20 protein-coding genes and 1 pseudogene are annotated in these 18611 nt (G+C 72.1%); 15 read left to right on the top strand and 6 right to left on the bottom strand.

The window, feature by feature from the left end; all coding sequences use genetic code 11:
• Positions 1-5: 5 nt before the first annotated feature.
• Entirely contained in the window at positions 6-464 is a 459-nt protein-coding gene (locus AOQ53_RS15165) for an ATP-binding protein (protein ID WP_059417636.1), read from the bottom strand.
• Positions 465-678: 214 nt separating this feature from the next.
• Between AOQ53_RS15165 and AOQ53_RS15160 the strand changes: the two genes are divergently transcribed.
• Both AOQ53_RS15160 and AOQ53_RS15155 read left to right on the top strand, forming a co-directional pair.
• On the top strand, positions 679-1539 hold the full coding sequence (locus AOQ53_RS15160; RefSeq protein ID WP_059417633.1) for a helix-turn-helix domain-containing protein: 861 nt from the start codon (positions 679-681) through the stop codon (positions 1537-1539).
• A 9-nt stretch (positions 1540-1548) separates the two neighbouring features.
• On the top strand, positions 1549-1779 hold the full coding sequence (locus tag AOQ53_RS15155; protein WP_059417631.1) for a DUF397 domain-containing protein: 231 nt from the start codon (positions 1549-1551) through the stop codon (positions 1777-1779).
• A gap of 63 nt (positions 1780-1842) precedes the next feature.
• Here the strand turns inward: AOQ53_RS15155 and AOQ53_RS15150 are convergent, their stop codons facing one another.
• Positions 1843-2970: an 8-amino-7-oxononanoate synthase gene (locus tag AOQ53_RS15150; RefSeq protein ID WP_059417630.1), complete on the bottom strand. Its 1128-nt coding sequence runs from the start codon at positions 2968-2970 to the stop codon at positions 1843-1845.
• Between the two features lie 150 nt (positions 2971-3120).
• On the opposite strand from AOQ53_RS15150, the gene bioB reads away from it, so the two are divergent.
• From bioB to AOQ53_RS15120, 6 genes are all read left to right on the top strand, one after another.
• Positions 3121-4299 carry a biotin synthase BioB gene (gene bioB, locus AOQ53_RS15145; RefSeq protein WP_059417628.1) on the top strand — a complete coding sequence of 393 codons (1179 nt, stop codon included), beginning with the start codon at positions 3121-3123 and terminating at the stop codon, positions 4297-4299.
• Complete coding sequence (locus AOQ53_RS15140; protein ID WP_059417627.1) at positions 4292-5572, top strand: adenosylmethionine--8-amino-7-oxononanoate transaminase; 1281 nt, start codon at positions 4292-4294, stop codon at positions 5570-5572. Before bioB ends, AOQ53_RS15140 begins: the two co-directional genes overlap by 8 nt.
• A gap of 1 nt (position 5573) precedes the next feature.
• Entirely contained in the window at positions 5574-6299 is a 726-nt protein-coding gene (bioD, locus tag AOQ53_RS15135; protein ID WP_059417625.1) for a dethiobiotin synthase, read from the top strand.
• Positions 6300-6383: 84 nt separating this feature from the next.
• On the top strand, positions 6384-7283 hold the full coding sequence (gene bla / locus AOQ53_RS15130; protein ID WP_236711699.1) for a class A beta-lactamase: 900 nt from the start codon (positions 6384-6386) through the stop codon (positions 7281-7283).
• A gap of 9 nt (positions 7284-7292) precedes the next feature.
• The gene (locus AOQ53_RS15125) at positions 7293-8222 is read left to right on the top strand and encodes an endonuclease/exonuclease/phosphatase family protein (RefSeq protein WP_059417624.1); all 930 of its coding nucleotides are present in this window, start codon (positions 7293-7295) and stop codon (positions 8220-8222) included.
• A gap of 69 nt (positions 8223-8291) precedes the next feature.
• Positions 8292-8975 carry a class I SAM-dependent methyltransferase gene (locus tag AOQ53_RS15120; protein ID WP_059417622.1) on the top strand — a complete coding sequence of 228 codons (684 nt, stop codon included), beginning with the start codon at positions 8292-8294 and terminating at the stop codon, positions 8973-8975.
• A gap of 9 nt (positions 8976-8984) precedes the next feature.
• Here the strand turns inward: AOQ53_RS15120 and AOQ53_RS15115 are convergent, their stop codons facing one another.
• Both AOQ53_RS15115 and AOQ53_RS15110 read right to left on the bottom strand, forming a co-directional pair.
• A complete protein-coding gene (locus AOQ53_RS15115) occupies positions 8985-9359 on the bottom strand; it encodes a hypothetical protein (RefSeq protein WP_059417728.1) in 375 nt (124 codons plus the stop codon).
• A gap of 4 nt (positions 9360-9363) precedes the next feature.
• The gene (locus AOQ53_RS15110; protein WP_059417620.1) at positions 9364-9603 is read right to left on the bottom strand and encodes a toxin-antitoxin system, antitoxin component; all 240 of its coding nucleotides are present in this window, start codon (positions 9601-9603) and stop codon (positions 9364-9366) included.
• Positions 9604-9737: 134 nt separating this feature from the next.
• Here AOQ53_RS15110 and AOQ53_RS15105 point away from each other — a divergent pair, with 134 nt between their 5' ends.
• Genes AOQ53_RS15105 through AOQ53_RS15090 form a run of 4 tightly spaced genes read left to right on the top strand, consistent with a single transcriptional unit; the run spans position 9738 to position 14547 of the window.
• Positions 9738-10553, top strand: coding sequence for an ABC transporter ATP-binding protein (locus AOQ53_RS15105; protein WP_059417618.1), 816 nt, complete (start codon positions 9738-9740; stop codon positions 10551-10553).
• 4 nt (positions 10554-10557) lie between these two features.
• Positions 10558-13125 carry an ABC transporter permease gene (locus AOQ53_RS15100; protein WP_059417616.1) on the top strand — a complete coding sequence of 856 codons (2568 nt, stop codon included), beginning with the start codon at positions 10558-10560 and terminating at the stop codon, positions 13123-13125.
• Between the two features lie 45 nt (positions 13126-13170).
• Positions 13171-14079: an LLM class F420-dependent oxidoreductase gene (locus AOQ53_RS15095; RefSeq protein ID WP_059417614.1), complete on the top strand. Its 909-nt coding sequence runs from the start codon at positions 13171-13173 to the stop codon at positions 14077-14079.
• A gap of 42 nt (positions 14080-14121) precedes the next feature.
• Positions 14122-14547 carry a GNAT family N-acetyltransferase gene (locus tag AOQ53_RS15090; protein WP_059417612.1) on the top strand — a complete coding sequence of 142 codons (426 nt, stop codon included), beginning with the start codon at positions 14122-14124 and terminating at the stop codon, positions 14545-14547.
• Here AOQ53_RS15090 and AOQ53_RS15085 read toward each other — a convergent pair.
• A pseudogene (locus AOQ53_RS15085) lies at positions 14544-14941 on the bottom strand (TetR-like C-terminal domain-containing protein); the annotation flags it as partial. The gene AOQ53_RS15090 and the pseudogene AOQ53_RS15085 sit on opposite strands and share 4 nt — an antisense overlap.
• A complete protein-coding gene (locus AOQ53_RS48070; RefSeq protein ID WP_408055165.1) occupies positions 14893-15489 on the bottom strand; it encodes an amidase family protein in 597 nt (198 codons plus the stop codon). The gene AOQ53_RS48070 and the pseudogene AOQ53_RS15085, both read right to left, overlap by 49 nt.
• Between AOQ53_RS48070 and AOQ53_RS15080 the strand changes: the two genes are divergently transcribed.
• The 3 genes from AOQ53_RS15080 (at position 15407) to AOQ53_RS15070 (ending at position 18610) form a co-directional block, all read left to right on the top strand.
• Positions 15407-16747, top strand: coding sequence for a hemolysin family protein (locus AOQ53_RS15080; protein WP_059417610.1), 1341 nt, complete (start codon positions 15407-15409; stop codon positions 16745-16747). The genes AOQ53_RS48070 and AOQ53_RS15080 overlap by 83 nt on opposite strands.
• The gene (locus AOQ53_RS15075) at positions 16744-17757 is read left to right on the top strand and encodes a hemolysin family protein (RefSeq protein WP_059417608.1); all 1014 of its coding nucleotides are present in this window, start codon (positions 16744-16746) and stop codon (positions 17755-17757) included. Before AOQ53_RS15080 ends, AOQ53_RS15075 begins: the two co-directional genes overlap by 4 nt.
• Positions 17758-17830: 73 nt before the next feature.
• Entirely contained in the window at positions 17831-18610 is a 780-nt protein-coding gene (locus AOQ53_RS15070) for an SGNH/GDSL hydrolase family protein (RefSeq protein ID WP_059417607.1), read from the top strand.
• Position 18611: the final 1 nt, after the last annotated feature.

Genomic DNA, 18611 nt, shown 5'->3' with positions numbered 1-18611 from the left:
TGAGATCACGGCTCCTGCTGCCGCGCCGCGGGCACGGGCTGGGCCGGGACGGTCCACGGGAGTTCGATCGAGATGGTCTTGCCGCCCTCGCGGGTGGGGCGGATCCTGAGCCTGCCGCCGCACTCCGCGGTCAGCCAGCGGATGATGACGAGGCCGCGGCCGTTGTCCTGCTGGACGGCGGCAGGCAGGCGTCTGGGGAATCGTGGGTGGCTGTCCGTGACGCCGATGCGCAGTTGTTCGTCGCGGTCGAGTGCGACGTCCACCGTGAAGGTGGGCGACTGCCCGAAGGTGTGCTGGACGGCGTTGGTGGCGAGTTCGGAGATGATGAGCCGGATGGAGTCGGACACTTCCGTGTCCGTCGGCAGACCCCACTCCGCCAGCGTGCCCACCACGTAGGCGCGCGCCGCGGAGACCGAGGCGGGATCGCTCGGCAGAGTGACGGATGCTTCCAAATGGTCTGCCATGGCGACGTCGTCCCTTTCCCAACGGGACCGCAGTCCGACACGGAGCGGAAGGTTCGAGTACGGTCCCGGACTGGTGCTTCGTCGCCAGAGTGCCACCAGAACACCCCTCAAGGGCGGCGATCCACCAAGATATGCATATATCTGTCGCTCAAAGCGGTGAACTCTGCGACGCGAGACCGTTTTTGGGTGGCTCGGAAGGAGTAAGGAGTAGCCCATGCAGCACGGTCCCGCGGTGCGCCGCCGGAAACTGGGCGCCGAACTTCGCGCGCTGCGCACCTCGGCGGGGCTCACCAGTGGTGAGGCGGCCCGACTGGTGGGCTGGCACCAGTCGAAGGTCAGCCGAATCGAGACGGGCACGAGCGGGGTGAAACCGGCCGATGTCCGGTTACTTCTCGACGCGTACGCCGTGATGGACACCCAACTGCGCGAATTGCTCATGATGTTGGCGGGGTCCGACGACGACGGCGGCCGGCACCACTGGTGGCACGCCTACCGCGGGGTGCTGCCGCCGACCTACCGGGACTTCATCAGCCTGGAGTCCCAGGCCGGCGCGATGCGCACGCTGGAGACCACCGTCGTCCCGGGGCTGCTCCAGACGCCCGAGTACGCCCGTGCGGTGACTAAGGCCGCGGTGGAGGGCCTGCCGGAGGACCGGCTCGACACGCTGGTCGAGGTGCGGCTGGCCCGGCAGGACGTGCTGCGCGCGGATCCGCCGCTGGAACTGAGCGCCGTCCTGGACGAGGCGGTGCTGCGCAGGGAGGTGGGCGGGCCGGGGGTCATGGCCCGGCAGCTGGAACGACTGGTCGAGGCGGCGCGGCTGCCCCAAGTGCGGCTCCAGGTGCTGCCGTTCGCCGCCGGGGCTCACATCGGCGTCACTGGCCCTTTCGTTATCTTCTCATTTTCGAGCACATCTGATCTGGATGTGGTTGTTCTCGACCACTTGACGAGTAGCCTCTACCTCGAACGGAAAGAAGACCTCCAGGCCTACACGGAGGCCTTCAACGCCCTGCAGATCCACGCCCTTTCGCCCGAGGACTCGTTGGATTTCATCGCCGGGACAGCCGCCGGCGCGTAAGGAGGCACCATGCGTGCACTGCCTCGTCACGTCCCCTCAAGCATCGAACTGCACGGTGTGCGGTGGTTGCGCAGCAGCTACAGCACCGGCGCGAACAACTGCGTCGAGACCGCGTCTCCGGACGCCCCGCCCTGGGCCGGGCTGCTCGCCGTGCGCGACTCCAAGGACCCGGCCGGGCCCGCGCTGCTCTTCTCCCCGAGGAGCTGGGCGGAGTTCACGGCCGCGATCGACCGCATCTGAGCCGAATCCCGACCACTTCTGATCCGTCCACCGTCGAGCGACGCACGGCCGTGTCACGCCGACTCATGACCGCGTCTCGCCGATCAGTCGTACAGCGCGTTCGATCTGTTCCCCGGTCAGGTCCGCGCGGGCGGTGAGCCTGAGCCGTGAGATGCCGTCGGGTACGGAAGGAGGACGGAAGCAGCCCACGGCCAGGCCCGCCGCGCGGCACTCGGCCGCCCAGCGCACGGCGTCCTCGGGGGAGGGCGCCCGCACCGAGACCACCGCGGCGTCCGGACGTACCGCTTCCAGGCCCGCGGCGGTCAGGCGTGTGTACAACTCGCCCGCCACCGCACGGGCGCGCGCCGCCCGCTCCGGCTCGCGGCGCAGCAGCCGCAGTGCCGACAGGGCCGCCCCCGCCGCCGCGGGGGCGAGACCCGTGTCGAAGATGAACGTCCGTGCCGCGTTGACCAGGTGGTCGACCACCCGGGCGGGGCCGAGGACGGCTCCGCCCTGGCTGCCGAGCGACTTGGACAGCGTGACCGTCACGACCACGTCGTCGGCGCCCGCGAGCCCGGCCGCGTGCGGGGCGCCGCGGCCGCCGTCGCCGAGGACGCCCAGGCCGTGGGCGTCGTCGACCACCAGTCCGGCGCCGTGCTCCCGGCACGCCTCGGCGAGCGCGGCGAGCGGGGCCGCGTCGCCGTCGACCGAGAAGACCGTGTCGGACACGGTGATCGCCGTGCCCTCGTGCGTGTGCAGCGCCTTGCGCACGGCCTCCGGGTCGGCGTGCGCCACCACCTGGGTCGTGCCGCGGGCCAGCCGGCAGCCGTCGATGAGCGAGGCGTGGTTGCCCGCGTCGGAGACGATGAGGGAGCCGTGCGGGGCCAGCGCGGTGACCGCCGCGAGGTTGGCCGCGTAGCCGGAGGAGAAGACGAGGGCCGCCTCGGCACCGCAGAAACCGGCCAGTTCCTGTTCCAGTTCGGCGTGCAGTTCGGTGCTGCCGGTGACGAGCCGGGAGCCGGTCGAGCCGCCGCCCCAGACCCGCGCGGCACGGGCCGCGCCCTCGGTGACCTCGGGGTGGTGGGCCAGCCCCAGGTAGTCGTTGCTCGCCAGATCGAGGAGCGGTGAAACGGCCGGACGGGGGCGCAGAGTCCGTACGAGTCCGGCATGGCGGCGCAGCCGCGCCTGCTCGTCGATCCAGCCGAACGCCATGGGTGGTCCTCCGGGGAATTTGTAGGCAGTGCACAGACACTAGCGGGAGCTCCAGCAGGTCAGTGTGTGGCAATACCCACACCTCGAAGCGACTCTGTTGTACGAAGTCTCCTTGGCCCCGGGCGCCTCCGTAGGACAGGATCGGCTCCCATGGACCTGCTGAACACGCTGGTGGACAAGGGGCTTCGGCGCGAGCTGCCGACCCGCGAAGAGGCACTGGCCGTCCTCGCGACGTCCGACGACGACCTGCTCGATGTGGTGGCCGCGGCCGGGAAGGTGCGCCGGCACTGGTTCGGCCGACGGGTGAAACTCAACTATCTCGTCAACCTGAAGTCCGGCCTGTGCCCCGAGGACTGCTCGTACTGTTCGCAGCGGCTCGGCTCCCAGGCCGGGATCCTGAAGTACACGTGGCTCAAACCGGATCAGGCCTCCGACGCGGCGGCGGCCGGTGTGGCCGGGGGCGCCAAGCGGGTGTGCCTCGTGGCCAGCGGGCGCGGTCCGACCGACCGGGACGTGGACCGGGTCTCCGAGACGATCAGGACCATCAAGGAGAAGAACGAGGGCGTCGAGGTGTGCGCCTGCCTCGGCCTGCTCTCCGACGGACAGGCCGAGCGGCTGCGCGAGGCGGGCGCCGACGCCTACAACCACAACCTCAACACGTCCGAGGCGACGTACGGGGAGATCACCACCACGCACACGTACGCCGACCGCGTGGACACCGTCGAGAAGGCCCACGCGGCAGGGCTGTCCGCCTGCTCCGGGCTGATCGCCGGCATGGGCGAGTCGGACGAGGACCTGGTCGACGTCGTCTTCTCGCTGCGCGATCTGGACCCGGACTCGGTTCCGGTCAACTTCCTGATCCCGGTCGAGGGCACCCCGCTCGGCAAGGAGTGGAACCTCACCCCGCAGCGCTGCCTGAGGATCCTGGCCATGGTGCGCTTCGTGTGCCCGGACGTCGAGGTGCGCATCGCGGGCGGCCGGGAGGTCCATCTGCGCACGATGCAGCCTCTCGCCCTGCACCTGGCCAACTCGATCTTCCTCGGCGACTACCTCACCACCGAGGGCCAGGCGGGCAAGGCCGACCTGGAGATGATCGCGGACGCCGGGTTCGAGGTGGAGGGCACCGACCAGGTGACGCTGCCGGAGCACCGCGCGTCCGGCGGCTGCCACGACGGCGGCGGGGTGTGCGGTTCCGAGGGGGGTGGTGGAGTCTGCGGTTCCGCTGCTGCCCCGGAGGCCGCGGAGCCCCGGACGTCCGCCGAGCCCCGTACCGACCTGGTCGCCGTCCGCCGCCGGGGCGCGGGAACGGACCTCGCGCCCAATGCCTGAGCTGACGGTGCCCGAACTGCTGGAGCTCGACCGGCGGCACGTGTGGCATCCGTACGGCCCGATGCCCGGGCGGCAGGAACCGCTCGTCGTGGAGTCGGCGAGCGGGGTGCGGCTGCGGCTCGCCGACGGCTCGGGAGAGCTGGTCGACGGCATGTCGTCCTGGTGGTCGGCGATCCACGGCTACAACCACCCGGTGCTGAACGAGGCGGCGCGCGAGCAACTGGAGCGGATGAGCCACGTGATGTTCGGCGGGCTCACCCACGAGCCCGCCGTACGACTGGCGAAGCACCTTGTCGACATGTCGCCCGAGGGTCTGGAGCATGTGTTCCTCGCCGACTCCGGGTCCGTGTCGGTCGAGGTCGCCGTCAAGATGTGCCTCCAGTACTGGCGCTCGCTGGGCCGCCCCCGCAAGCAGCGGCTGCTGACCTGGCGCGGCGGCTACCACGGCGACACCTGGCAGCCGATGTCGGTGTGCGATCCCGAGGGCGGGATGCACGAGTTGTGGACCGGGGTGCTGCCGCGTCAGGTGTTCGTCGGTCCGCCGCCGGTCGCGTACGAGGAGTCGTACGCCGAGCAGCTGCGCGCGTCGATCGAGCGGCACGCCGACGAGCTGGCCGCGGTGATCGTGGAGCCGGTGGTGCAGGGCGCGGGCGGGATGCGGTTCCACTCCCCCGCCTACCTGAGGGTGCTGCGCGAGGTGTGCGACGCGCACGACGTGCTGCTGGTGTTCGACGAGATCGCGACCGGCTTCGGCCGTACGGGCGCGCTGTTCGCGGCGGAGCACGCGGCCGTGACGCCGGATGTGATGTGCGTGGGCAAGGCGCTGACCGGCGGCTATCTGACGATGGCGGCGACGCTGTGCACCTCGCGGGTGGCCGACGGCATCTCGCGCGGCGAGGTGCCGGTGCTGGCGCACGGCCCGACCTTCATGGGCAATCCGCTGGCGGCGGCGGTGGCCTGCGCCTCGATCGAGCTGCTGCTCGGCCAGGACTGGCTCACGGAGGTCAAGCGGATCGAGGCGGGGCTCCGGGACGGGCTCGCGGCGGCCGCGGAGCTTCCGGGCGTCGAGGACGTGCGGGTGCTCGGCGCCATCGGCGTCGTGCAGCTGGATCACGCCGTGGACATGAAGGCGGCCACGGAGGCGGCCGTACGCGAGGGCGTGTGGCTGCGGCCGTTCCGCGATCTGATCTACACCATGCCGCCGTACGTGACGGGCGACGCGGATGTGGCGCGCATCGCGCGGGCGGTGTGTGCGGCGGCGCGGGAGGGATGACATGTCGGTACTGGTGATCACGGGCACGGGCACGGAGGTCGGCAAGACGGTCGTGACCGCCGCGGTGGCCGCGACGGCGCTGGCGGCCGGCCGTTCGGTGGCCGTGCTGAAGGCCGCGCAGACGGGCGTACGGCCGGACGAGCCGGGGGACGCCGCCGAGGTCGCGAGGCTGGCGGGTACCGTGACGACGGCGGAACTCGCCCGTTACCCCGAGCCGTTGGCGCCCGCCACGGCCGCCCGCCGGGCCGGTCGCGCCCCCGTGCACCCGCACGAGGTCGCGGAGGCCGCCGCCAAGCTCGCCACCGAGCACGACCTCGTGCTGGTCGAGGGCGCGGGCGGACTGCTCGTACGGTTCGACCCGGCCGGCGGCACCCTGGCGGACGCGGCCCGGCTGCTGTCGGCGCCGGTGCTGGTCGTGGCGTCGGCGGGGCTCGGCACGCTGAACACGACGGAACTGACGGCGCGTGAACTGCGCTCGCGGGGGCTGGGTCTGGCGGGGATCGTGATCGGAAGCTGGCCCGCCGCGCCGGACCTCGCCTCGCGCTGCAATCTCGCGGATCTGCCGGACGTGGCCGGAGCGCCGCTGCTGGGCTCCGTTCCCGCCGGGTCGGGGGCCCTCCCTCCCACCGCCTTCCGGGCGGCGGCACCGCACTGGCTGGCGCCGCGCCTGGACGGCACGTGGGACGCGGAGGCGTTCCAGGTGCGGGAGGCACCCAGGGCGTCCTGAGAGTTTCGGCGGACGCGCGGTGAAACCGGCGCGGACGTGATCGCGTGTTGGACTGCGTACGTGATCACGTCCGAAGGGAGCACCGTGCACACCACACACCCACGCCCGTCCCGTCGAACGGCCCTCGCGCTGGGCGCCGCCGCCGCTCTCTCGCTGGGCGGCGGCACGGCCCACGCCTTACCCGGTACGGGCGGCGTCACCGCACGGCTGAGGGAACTGGAGCGGGAGCACACCGCCCGGCTGGGCGTGTACGCCCGCAATCTGCGCACGGGCCGGACCGTGGCGTACCGGGCCGGCGAACGGTTCCCGATGGCCTCGGTGTTCAAGACGCTCACCGCCGCGGCCGTCCTGCGCGACCTCGACCGCGATGGTGAGTTCCTCGCCCGGCGCATCCGCTACACCCAGGACTACGTCACGAAGTCGGGGTACTCCCCCGTCACCCAGGAGAACCTCGCGACCGGCATGACCGTCGGCGAACTGTGCGACGCGACCATCCGCTTCAGCGACAACACCGCGGGCAACCTGCTCCTGAAGGAGCTGGGAGGACCGACCGCCATCACGCGCTTCTGCCGCTCGGTCGGTGACGGTGTCACCCGGCTCGACCGGTGGGAGCCCGAGCTCAATTCAGCGGAGCCCTGGCGCGTCACCGACACGACGTCCCCGCGTGCCATCGGCCTGACCTACGCCCGTCTCGTGCTCGGCAACGCGCTGGAGCCCCGGGACCGCGCGCGGCTCACGGACTGGCTGCTGCGCAACACCACCAGTACCGAGAAGTTCCGCAAGGGCCTGCCCGCCGACTGGCTGCTCGCCGACAAGACCGGCGGCGGACGGCACGGCGGCGCCAACGACGTGGGCATCACCTGGCCGCCGGACGGCCCCCCGATCGTGCTGTCGGTCCTGACGACCCAGCCCGAGGAGGACGCCCCGGCCGACAACACGCTGGTGGCCGAGACGGCCGCGTTGCTGGCGGCTGAACTCGCGTAGGGGGTGCGCATGAGAGGCGGACGGCCGTGGGACGCCTGGCTCGTCGGGGGCGCCGTCGGTGTCGCCGGTCTGCTGGCCCTGCACTCGGCCGTGCCCAATGGTGCCGGGCGTCTCGGGAGCCTCCTGGAGACGTTCCTGCCGTGGCTGGGCGTGGCCGTGCCTCTCCTCGGATGTCTCGCCGTGCTCAAGCGGTCGGTGGCGGGGCTGCTCGCCTGCCTGGTGCCCGTGGCGGTCTGGCTCTGGATGTTCGGCGGGCTGTGGCTGTCCTCGCCGCCGGAGTCGTACGACCTGACCGTCGTCCAGCACAACGTGGCCGACGACAACGCCGACCCGGCGGGCACCGCGCGGGCGCTGCGCTCCACCCGCGCGGGTCTGGTGGCCGTGCAGGAGCTCACGCCCGCGCGGCGGCCCGTGTTCGAGGACGTCCTGGGCGCGTCCCATCCGCACCGGGCGGTCCACGGCACGGTCGGGCTCTGGTCGGCCTGGCCCCTGTCGGACGTGCGACCGGTGGACATCCGGCCCGCGGGTTTCCCGGAGAGCTGGCAGCGCGGTCTGCGGGTCACGGTGTCCGCGCCCGGCGGGGAGATCGCGGTGTACGTGGTCCACCTGCCGTCCGTCCGGCTGGGCCCGACGGGGTTCGCCTCGGCGGCCCGCGACGAGAGCGCGGCACTGCTCGGGGCCCGTATCGCCGACGACCCGGCCGACCGGCTCCTGGTCGTGGGCGACCTCAACGGCACGGTGCAGGACCGGGGGCTCGGCCCGCTCACCTCCCGACTGGGCGCCCCGCCCTCGGGGTTCGCGTTCAGCTGGCCGGCCGCCCTGCCGGTGACGAGGATCGACCAGGTGCTGGGGCGGGGCGTCGAGGTGACGGAGGTGTCGGCGCTGGAAGCGACGGGGAGTGACCATCGGCCGGTGCTGGGCCGCATACTCCTGCGGTAGACGGCAGGGGTGCGCCGGGCTCGTCCGGGGGAGAATCGCGGTAGGGCCCGCCTCGTCAGGGAGGTCTCCATGCCGCTCCGGTCCGCCCGCTCCGGCAAGGTGCCACGGGATGCCGTGCACCATCCGCTGTTCGCCCGTTGCTACGCCCGGGTCAGTGTCACCGCCGAGACCCGGATGGGCATGGGCAGAGTCCGCGAGAGGCTGCTCGGCGGGCTGTCGGGGCGGGTGATCGAGATCGGCGCCGGCAACGGACTGAACTTCGCGCACTACCCGGGCACCGTCTCCGAGGTCGTGGCCATCGAGCCCGAGCGGCGGCTGCGGCAGCTGGCCGTGGAGGCCGCCCTGCGCGCGGAGGTGCCGGTCGACGTGGTGCCGGGGGTGGCCGAGGCGCTGCCGGTCAAGAGCGAGGGCTTCGACGCGGCCGTGGTGTCGCTCGTGCTGTGCAGTGTGCGGGACGTGCCCCGGGCGCTCGGGGAGCTGCGGCGGGTGCTGCGGCCGGGCGGTGAGGTGCGGTTCTTCGAGCACGGCCGGGGCGGCGGCCGGGTGATGACCTTCAGCCAGCGCGCGCTGGACCGGACGGTGTGGCCGGTGGTGAGCGGGGGCTGCCACCTGGCACGGGAGCCGGTGCGGGCGATGCGGGACGCCGGTTTCGAGCTCGGCCCCTACCGGCAGGTGCTGATGCCCGAACGGGGGCCGACGCTGCCCATCTCGTACTGCGTGCTGGGCACGGCATGGCGCCCGGTCAGTTCGTAGCCCGCGAGGTCACAGGCTCCACTGGCGCAGCTCCTGCTCGATGTCCCGCACGGACGCCTCGCCGCTCTTGACCAGCCGGGCGAGGTCGCGGACCTGCTCGGGTGAGGTGACGACCTTGGCGCCGCTGGCGACGAGGTACGCGTAGGCGACGGCGGAGGCGAACAGGGCGTTGGAGCGTTCCAGCGCGGGGACGTGGATCAGCAGCTGGAGCAGCGCTGCGGCGCGGGCGTGCGGGCTGTCGTAGACGGGGACGTCGAATATGGCGGCCTGGTGGCGTGCGACGGCGGCGACGAGGGCTCCCCAGTCGGTGACCTGGGGGTCTGACGGGGTCTTCTGCTCGGCGAGCATCAGCAGCCAGGCGAGATCGATCCGGAGGTTGTTCAAGGGTTCAGTGGCGACCTTCGCGCGTGCCTTCACGGTCCGGGCCGAACTCCTCGGCGAAGACCGACTCGTACTGCTTCATGAAGTCGGCGGCGGCCTCCACGAACGTGTGGCCCACCTCGCCGGTGTCCTGCCTGACCAGCTCCTCGATGTAGCGGTTGACGCTCATGCCGCGGGCCAGGGCGCGCTCGCGGGCGGCTCGGGCGGTGTCTTCGTCGACTCGCACGTTCAGCTGGGTCTTCGCCATACCTCGACGCTAGCGCGAAGGTGCTAGCACCGACAAGGGCGGACTCCGACCCGAGGAGGATACCGAGTGTGGGCCGCGTCACATTACCCTCGGGCAAGGTAACGAAATCGGATGTCCACCATGAGGAGGCGGCCTTGTCCACACCTGCCGCGGAGCACGTCCCCGGCCTCGCGTCGGCCGACGGGATCGCGGCCCGGGCCCGCGGTCTGATCAAGGCGTACGGCTCGGGCGAGACGACCGTGCTCGCGCTCGACTCGGTGGACGTCGACATCGTCCGCGGCCGGTTCACCGCGGTGATGGGCCCTTCGGGCTCCGGGAAGTCCACGCTGATGCACTGCCTGGCGGGGCTCGACACCGTCTCGGCCGGGCAGGTGTGGCTCGGCGACACGGAGATCACGGGTCTGAAGGAGCGCGAGCTGACGCGGCTGCGCCGCGACCGGATCGGGTTCATGTTCCAGTCGTTCAACCTCATCCCGACCCTGAACGCGCTGGAGAACATCACCCTGCCCATGGACATCGCGGGCAGGACACCCGACGACAAGTGGCTGGACCAGGTGATCGACACCCTGGGCCTGCGGGACCGGCTCGGGCACCGGCCCTCGCAGCTCTCCGGCGGCCAGCAGCAGCGGGTGGCCTGTGCGCGGGCGCTGGCCTCCCGGCCCGAGCTGATCTTCGCGGACGAGCCGACCGGCAACCTCGACTCGCGTGCCGGCCTGGAGGTGCTCGGCTTCCTGCGCGAGGCGGTGGACGAGCTCGGGCAGACCGTCGTCATGGTCACCCACGACCCGGGCGCCGCCGCCCACTCCGACCTGGTGCTCTTCCTCGGGGACGGCCGGATCGTGGACGAGATGCGGCGGCCGACGGCGGAGACCGTGCTGGAGCGCATGAAGCGTTTCGACGTGATCCGGACCCGTTTCGACGACGCCCCGGCGGCTTCCGAGGAGAACTGATCCCGTGCTCAAGGCGACCTTGAGGAGCTTCCTGGCGCACAAGGGACGGCTGCTGCTCTCGGCGCTCGCCGTCCTGCTGTCCGTCGCGTTCGTCACGGGCAGCCTGATCTTCTCGGACACCGTCAGCCGTACGTTCGACCGGCTGTTCGCCTCCACCGCGGCCGATGTCACCGTCAGTCCGAAGGAGGGCCTCGACGAGGCGGTGCCCTCCGGCCGGACGGCCACCCTGCCGGCCGCGCTCGCCGAACGCGTGCGGCAGGTCGACGGGGTCGCGGCGGCACGCGCCGAGGTGGACGTGGACGGCCTCACCGTCGTCGACGAGGAGAACGAGCCGGTCGGCCCGACCACCGGGGCTCCCACGCTCGGCACCGCCTGGAACCCGACCGAGCGCAGCCCCGTGGAACTGACCTCCGGTCACGCCCCGCGCGGCGACGGGCAGGCGCTGCTCGACTCGGAGACCGCCGACCGCAAGGACGTGGCGATCGGCGACACCCTCACCGTGATCGCGCCGCCCGGGTCGTTCGAGGTCCGGGTCGTGGGCATCGCCACGTTCACCACCACCAACCCCGGCGCCGCACTGGTCTTCCTCGACACCCCCACCGCGCAGACGAAGCTGCTGGGCAGCCCGCGGGGAGCCACCAGCATCTCGGTCGACGCGGCGGAGGGCGTCAGCGACGAGCGGCTCAAGCAGCGGGTGGCCGCCGCGCTCGGCGCGAACACCTACGACTTCAGGACCGCCGACGAGCAGGCGAAGTCGGATGTCGAGCAGCTGGGCGGATTCCTCGACGTCATCAAGTACGTGATGGTCGGCTTCGCCGGGGTCGCCGTGCTGGTGGGCGTCTTCCTGATCGTCAACACCTTCTCCATGCTCATCGCCCAGCGCACCCGCGAGCTGGGGCTGCTGCGCGCGCTCGGCGCCGACCGGCGCCAGGTCCGCCGCTCGGTGCTCACCGAGGCCCTTCTGCTCGGCGTGGTCGGCTCCACGCTGGGGCTCGCCGTGGGCATCGGGCTCGCGGCCGGGCTCATCGAGCTGATGGGCCTGCTCGGCATGAACATCGACGCCGACGAGATGGTCATCGGCTGGGTGACGCCCGTGACGGCGTATGTCGTCGGGCTCGGCGTCACCTTCGTCGCCGCGTACCTGCCGGCGCGGCGGGCCGCGGGGGTCTCGCCGATGGCCGCCCTCTCGGACGCCGAGGTCGCCGGTGTGGGCCGGCCGCTGCGGGTGCGGGCGGTGGCGGGCGCGGTCGTCGGGGCGGCCGGTGCGGCGGCGCTCGTGGGGTGTGCGGTGTCGGAGCAGACATCGTCGGCGGCGTCCTTGCTGGGGCTCGGTGTCGTGCTCTCCCTGATCGCGACCGTGATCGCCGGGCCGCTGCTGGTGCGCCCGGTGATCCGCGTCCTCGGCGCGGCCTTCCCCGCGCTGTTCGGGTCGATCGGCCGGATGAGCCAGCGCAACGCCCTGCGCAATCCCCGCCGTACCGGAGCCACCGCGGCCGCCCTCATGGTGGGCCTCGCCCTGGTCGGCGGGATGTCGGTGGCGAGCGAGTCGATGACCGCTTCGTTCGACCAGCAGATCGACAAGACGCTGGGTGCCGACTTCGTGATCCAGAACACCAACTTCCTGCCGTTCCCGAAGGAGGTCACCGACGAGGTGCGCGGCACCGAGGGCGTGGGCCTGCTCGTGCGGGGGCGGTTCACGCCGGTCGCGGTGCGGCTCCCGGACGGCGACCGGGTGGAGACGACCGCCGCGGGCTACGATCCGCGGCTCGACGAGGTCGCCAACATCACCTACGTACAAGGAAACTCGGCGGCCGCGCTCGCGGACGGGCGCCTCGCCATGGACCGGGACTTCGCACGCGACCACGACGTACGGGTGGGCAGCATGCTCCCGGTGGAGTTCCCGGGCGGGCGCAGGGCCGAGCTGACGGTCGGCGCCCTCACCGACCAGGACGCCGCCGAGGGGTTCGGCACGCAGGGCGGGCTCTACTTCGGCCTCGCCACCCTGGAGCGGTACGCGCCGGGCGGGCAGGACTCCGCGCTGTACGTCAACGCCGCCCCCGGCACGAGCGACGACGATCTGCGCGCGAACCTGGAGCGGACCCTGGATCCGTACCCGCAGGTGCAGGTGCGGGACCTGGCCGACTACAAGCAGCTGGTGCACGACCAGATCGCCGTCCTGCTGTACCTCGTGTACGCGCTGCTGGGGCTGGCGATCATCATCGCGGTGCTCGGCGTGGTCAACACCCTCGCGCTGTCGGTCGTCGAGCGCACCAGGGAGATCGGGCTGCTGCGGGCGATCGGGCTGGCGCGGCGGCAGCTGCGGCGGATGATCCGGCTGGAGTCGGTGGTGATCGCGGTGTTCGGGGCCGTCCTGGGGCTCGCGCTGGGGCTGGTGTGGGGCGTGTGCACACACGAGGTGCTGGCCCTCCAGGGCATGGCGGCCCTCGCGATCCCGTGGTTCACGATCGTCGCGGTGGTGATCGGCTCGGCGGTGGTGGGAGTCGTGGCGGCGCTGCTCCCGGCGTTGCGTGCGTCCCGCATGAACGTACTGGCGGCCATCGCGCACGAGTGATGGAATCGCTTCGGTACTCAAGTCGCTTCCGCGTGAGGAGAGTTCATGTCGCGCCCGTTCCGCTTCGGGGTCAACCTGCTCGAACCCGCGTCCGCCGAAGAGTGGCGCGCCAAGTGCCGCCGGGCCGAGGAACTCGGATACGACGTGATCCTCGTCCCCGACCATCTGGGCATGCCGGCGCCCTTCCCGGCGCTCGTGGCGGCGGCCGAAGCGACCGAGCGGCCGAGGCTCGGCACGTTCACGCTCAACGCGGGCTTCTGGAACCCGGCGCTGCTGGCCCGCGAGGTGGCCACGACGGACGCGCTGACGGGCGGCCGTCTGGAGCTCGGGCTCGGCGCCGGCTACGCACGGGCGGAGCACGAGACGGCCGGGCTGCCGTTCGGCTCGCCCGGTGAGCGGGTCGACCATCTGCGGCGCACGGTCGAGGAGCTGAAGCGGCTGCTGGGCTCGGACGAGCACCAGCCGCAGGCGGCGCAGCGGCCCCGGGTGCCGCTGCTGATCGGCGGAAACGGCGACCGGATGCTGCGGCTGAGCGCCGAGCACGCCGACATCGCGGCGTTCACCGGGGCGCGTACGGTGCCGGGCAGCGCCACCGGGCAGCTGTCGCCGATCACCGCGGACGAGCTCGGCGAACGCGTGGCGCGGTACCTGAAGTTCACGGAGGACCACCGCGAGGAGCCGCCCGAGCTGAACCTGATCCTCCAGATGGTGATCGGAACCGAGGACCGCGAGGCCGCGGTTCAGCCGTTCCTCGAATACTTCCCCGACTTGACGGTGGACCAGGTCCTGGAGCTCCCCGTCTCTCTGGTCGGCACCCTGGACGAGCTCACGGAGCAGGTCCTGGCCCGGCGCGAGCGCTACGGCTTCACGTATCTGACGGTCCTTGAGCCCTACATGGAGGCGTTCGCGCCGGTCATGGAGCGGGTGCGCGGGGGCCTGACGTCCAGATTCTGAAATGGTGTGCCCGCAGGCGGCCTTGCGTGATGCGATCACGGCATGACCGAGCTGCACATCCGGGCCGCGACGCCCGAGGACCTCGACACCGTGCTGGCCTTCTGGAAGGTGGCCGCCGAGGGCACGAGCATCAGTGACGACCGCACGGGGGTGGAGAGGCTGGTCGCGCGCGACCCCGAGGCCTTGATCCTGGCAGAGCGGGGCGGCGAGCTGGCCGGGACGGTGATCGCGGGGTTCGACGGCTGGCGCTGCCACCTCTACCGGCTGGCCGTGCATCCGGACCACCGCCGCCAGGGCATCGCCTCCGCGCTGCTCGCCGCGGCCGAGGAGCGGTTCGTACGGCTCGGCGGGCGGCGCGCGGACGCGATGGTGCTCACACGCAACGAGACCGCGCACCGGGCGTGGGGTGCCGCCGGGTACGCGCCCGAGGAGCAGTGGCGGCGCTGGGTGAAGCCCCTCACGGACTAGGCATGCCGGTCGGCGTGAAGGCCCTTACCGGCCCGTCGGCTGCTCGGGCTGCTCGGGTTGAGGACTCCTGCCACGAGCCGGTGGGTAGGCGGTGTCGAGTCCGTCCGGGCGGAACAGGATGCGGTACATCACGGGCGCGACGACCTGGTCGATGACCGTCTCCACGCCGGGTGCCGGTTCCCCCCGGCTCGGACGCGCGGCTGAGGATGACGCCGGTCTGCTCGGCGGCGTAGGCGGAGCTCTGGCCGGCGTTGCCGCCGTCCGGGTCGCCGAGCAGGGCGTAGCGGACACAGGCGCGGCCGGTGGGCGAGGACATCTGGTCGAGGAACTGCTTCGCCCAGGCCGTCAGGCCGGACGCCAGGGTGATGAGGTCCCCGGGTTCGGTGTCGGGCCGATGTGGTCCAGTGACCAGGACAGGGACGTGACACCGTGACGCGGGACGAGGCCGTAGGTCGGTTTGAGGCCGACGACCCCGTTCAGCGCGGCGGGCACCCGGATGGATCCGCCGGTGTCTGTGCCCAGGGCGAAGGTGGCGGTGCCGGCGGCGACAGCCGATCCGCCGCTGGAGCCGCCGGCGACCCGGCCGGGATCCCGGGCGTTGTGGGTCTGCGGGTTGGTGCCCGTAGGCGAACTCGTGCGGGTGGTCTTGCCGACCAGGACCGCTCCGGCCGCCGACAGGCGTGCGGCGACGGTGCTGTCGGTCTGCGCGCGATGGTCGGACTTTGCCCATCCTTTACCCTTGGATGGCCACTCGGTTCTGCATGAAAGGTTGTGAGCGTCCGCCCATGGGCGAGCCTCCCAGTACGCGACACCGCGCGTTCCGCCCCGTCCTGGAGAACCATGGAACGGGGGTGAACCGATGACCGAAGTGCTCCTCCTTCTGGCGGCGATCCTGCTCTCGATCGCCTGCGGCGCCTTCGTGGCGGCCGAGTTCTCCCTCACCACGGTCGAGCGCGCCGAGCTGGAGCAGGCGGTGGCACGCGGCGAGCGGGGCGCGCAGGGCGCACTCAAGGCCGTACGGAACCTGACGTTCCAGCTCTCCGGGGCACAGCTCGGCATCACGGTCACGAACCTGGTCGTCGGCATGCTCGCCGAGCCGTCGATCGCCGCGCTGATCGCCGGGCCGCTGGAGGACATCGGCGTCTCACGGTCGGCGTCGCACAGTCTGGCGCTGGTGCTGGGCACCGCTCTGTCCACGGTGTTCCTGATGGTCGTCGGCGAGCTGGTGCCCAAGAACTGGGCGATCTCGTCGCCGCTGGCGGTCGCCAAGACCGTGGGCAACGCCCAGCGCTGGTTCAGCGCCGCGTTCCGGCCCTTCATCAGGCACCTCAACAACACGGCGAACCGTGTCGTGCGCCGGATCGGTGTGGAGCCCGCCGAGGAGCTGGCGTCGGCCCGCGGGCCGCAGGAGCTGGCGGCGCTCGCCCGGCACTCCGCCAGGGAAGGCGTCCTGGCGGCCGACACCGCCGAGCTGTTCGTACGGACGCTGAACCTCGCCGACCTGACCGCGGAGAACGTGATGACGCCCCGGGTACAGGTCGTCGCCCTGGAGGTGCAGGCGACCCTGGAGGACGTGGCGAACGCGACCCGCGCGACGGGCCTGTCCCGGTTCCCCGTCTACCGCGGCACCCTCGACTCGGTCGTCGGAACGGCGCACGTCAAGGACGTACTGGCGGTACCGGCGGAGCGGCGGACCCGGATCTTCGTCTCCGAGCTGATGCGCGAGCCGCTGCTGGTCCCGGAGACGCTCACCGTCGACCGGCTCCTGGACCGGCTCTCCGGCAAGCGCACGATGGCCGTGGTGATCGACGAGTACGGCGGCACGGCGGGCGTGGCCACCCTGGAGGACATCGTCGAGGAGGTCGTCGGCGAGGTGCGCGACGAGCACGACCCGCACGAGCTGCCCGACCTCGCGCCGGCCGGCACGGACGAGGCCGGCCACGCGCTGTACTCGGCCGACGGCTCCGCGCGCGTGGACCAGCTCGAAGCCGTCGGGCTGCGCGCACCGGAGGGGCCGTACGAGACGCTCGCCGGGCTGGTGGCGACGGTGCTCGGCCGGATACCGGCCGTGGGTGACACCCTCGAGGTCGCCGGCTGGCGGATGGAGGTCCTGGACGCCACGGGCCGCCGGGCCTCCCGCGTCCGGCTGCAAGCGCCCCTCGACGACGAGAAGCCCGACGAGAAGGGAGTGGAGCTGTGACCACCGTCCAGCTGCTGATCGGTCTGGCGACGCTCGTCGTCAACGCCTTCTTCGTCGGCGCCGAGTTCGCGCTGATCTCGGTGCGCCGCAGCCAGATCGAGCCCTACGCCGACCGGGGCGACCGGCGCGCCAAGAGCGTGCTGTGGGGCCTGGAGCACGTCTCCGCGCTGATGGCGGCCGCGCAGCTCGGCATCACGCTGTGCACGCTGGTGCTGGGCGTGGTGGCCGAGCCGGCGATCGCGCACCTGCTGGAGCCGGTGTTCCACGCGATGGGCGTGCCCGAGGGCGCGGGGCACGCGGTGTCCTTCGTGATCGCGCTGGCCCTGGCCACGTATCTGCACATGCTGCTCGGCGAGATGGTGCCGAAGAACATCGCGCTCGCCGAGCCGGTGCGCAGCGCGCTGACGCTCGGCCCGCCCCTGGTGACGCTGTCCCGGGCGCTGCGCCCGGTGATCTTCACGGTGAACGCCTTCGCCAACGCCCTGCTAAAGCTACTGCGCGTGGAGGCGCGGGAGGAGGTCGCCGCCTCCTACTCGGACGCCGAGATAGCGCGGATCGTGAAGGACTCCAGCGAGGCCGGCCTCATCGACGACCGCGCCCAGGAGCGGCTGCACGACGCGCTGGAACTCGGCCGCCGTCCGGTGCGCGACGTGGTGCTGCCGCTGGAACGGGTGGTGTACGCGCGCGTGGGCGTCACTCCGGACGAACTGGAGCGGCTGTCGGCGGAGTCCGGGTTCTCCCGCTTCCCGGTGGTGGACGAGGGGCGGCGGATCGTCGGCTATCTGCATGTGAAGGACGCGCTGGAGGCCGTCGGGCGTGACGTGCCGTTCCGTCTGCGGGACATGCGGCCCATCGCGCGCGTGCGGGAGCACACACCGCTGGACGACGTCCTCACGGCGATGCGGGGCAGCCGTACGCACCTCGCGGCCGTCCTCGGAGCGGACGGCCGGCTGGCCGGCCTCGTGACCATGGAGGACGTACTGCGGGAGCTGTTCGGCCAGCGGGCGTGAGGGCCCGGCTCCCGAGGCCCCCTGACGGGTGACCGACTGCTGGGTATGTGCACGGGATACTATTTCCGTCGCCATGCACACGAACCCCACCTACACCAGCCTCGTCGCGGTCGGCGACTCCTTCACCGAGGGCATGTCGGACCTGTTGCCCGACGGCACCTACCGGGGCTGGGCCGACCTCCTCGCCGCGCGGATGGCGGCCCGCACGCCCGGCTTCCGCTACGCCAACCTCGCGGTGCGCGGCAAGCTGATCCGCCAGATCGTCGACGAGCAGGTGGACGTCGCGGCGGCCATGGGCGCCGACGTGATCACCCTGGTCGGCGGGCTCAACGACACCCTGCGGCCCAAGTGCGACATGGTCCGGGTGCGCGCTCTCCTGGAGGAGGCCGTGGAGAAGCTGGCCCCCGCCTGCCGGCAGCTCGTGCTGATGCGCAGCCCGGGCCGCCAGGGCCCCGTCCTGGAGCGGTTCCGCCCACGCATGGAGGAGCTGTTCGCCTGCGTCGACGAGCTCGCCGCACGGCACGGCGCGATCGTCGTCGACCTGTACGGCGCCCCCTCGCTCGCCGACCCGCGGATGTGGGACGTGGACCGGCTGCACCTGACGGGCGAAGGCCACCGCCGGATCGCGGAGGCGGTGTGGCAGGCACTCGGCTACGAGCCCGAGGACACCGAGTGGCGCACTCCGATGCCGACGACGCTGCCGCCCGGCTGGGTCATGCGCCGCGCGGCGGACCTGAGGTTCGCCCGGCAGCACCTGCTGCCCTGGATCGGCCGCCGCCTGACGGGCCGCTCCTCGGGCGACGGCCTGCCGCCGAAGCGGCCCGAGCTGCTGCCGTACGAGGACCGGGCGTAGG

Origin of the sequence: Streptomyces azureus, assembly GCF_001270025.1 — a bacterium.
In the GTDB taxonomy this organism is placed as follows: Bacteria; Actinomycetota; Actinomycetes; order Streptomycetales; family Streptomycetaceae; genus Streptomyces; species Streptomyces azureus.
The sequence above is the reverse complement of the archived record's forward strand: the minus strand, read 5'-3'. Positions and strand labels throughout refer to the sequence as shown.

What these genes read in the sequence shown, in the direction of transcription:
- AOQ53_RS15110 (WP_059417620.1), bottom strand. Translation starts at nt 9,603, where the DNA reads ATGGCGAAGACCCAGCTGAACGTGCGAGTCGACGAAGACACCGCCCGA.
- AOQ53_RS15165 (WP_059417636.1), bottom strand. Translation starts at nt 464, where the DNA reads ATGGCAGACCATTTGGAAGCATCCGTCACTCTGCCGAGCGATCCCGCC.
- AOQ53_RS15160 (WP_059417633.1), top strand. Translation starts at nt 679, where the DNA reads ATGCAGCACGGTCCCGCGGTGCGCCGCCGGAAACTGGGCGCCGAACTT.
- AOQ53_RS15120 (WP_059417622.1), top strand. Translation starts at nt 8,292, where the DNA reads ATGCCGCTCCGGTCCGCCCGCTCCGGCAAGGTGCCACGGGATGCCGTG.
- AOQ53_RS15090 (WP_059417612.1), top strand. Translation starts at nt 14,122, where the DNA reads ATGACCGAGCTGCACATCCGGGCCGCGACGCCCGAGGACCTCGACACC.
- AOQ53_RS15095 (WP_059417614.1), top strand. Translation starts at nt 13,171, where the DNA reads ATGTCGCGCCCGTTCCGCTTCGGGGTCAACCTGCTCGAACCCGCGTCC.
- AOQ53_RS15155 (WP_059417631.1), top strand. Translation starts at nt 1,549, where the DNA reads ATGCGTGCACTGCCTCGTCACGTCCCCTCAAGCATCGAACTGCACGGT.
- bioD (WP_059417625.1), top strand. Translation starts at nt 5,574, where the DNA reads ATGTCGGTACTGGTGATCACGGGCACGGGCACGGAGGTCGGCAAGACG.
- AOQ53_RS15140 (WP_059417627.1), top strand. Translation starts at nt 4,292, where the DNA reads ATGCCTGAGCTGACGGTGCCCGAACTGCTGGAGCTCGACCGGCGGCAC.
- AOQ53_RS15080 (WP_059417610.1), top strand. Translation starts at nt 15,407, where the DNA reads ATGACCGAAGTGCTCCTCCTTCTGGCGGCGATCCTGCTCTCGATCGCC.
- AOQ53_RS15125 (WP_059417624.1), top strand. Translation starts at nt 7,293, where the DNA reads ATGAGAGGCGGACGGCCGTGGGACGCCTGGCTCGTCGGGGGCGCCGTC.
- AOQ53_RS15070 (WP_059417607.1), top strand. Translation starts at nt 17,831, where the DNA reads ATGCACACGAACCCCACCTACACCAGCCTCGTCGCGGTCGGCGACTCC.
- AOQ53_RS15150 (WP_059417630.1), bottom strand. Translation starts at nt 2,970, where the DNA reads ATGGCGTTCGGCTGGATCGACGAGCAGGCGCGGCTGCGCCGCCATGCC.
- bioB (WP_059417628.1), top strand. Translation starts at nt 3,121, where the DNA reads ATGGACCTGCTGAACACGCTGGTGGACAAGGGGCTTCGGCGCGAGCTG.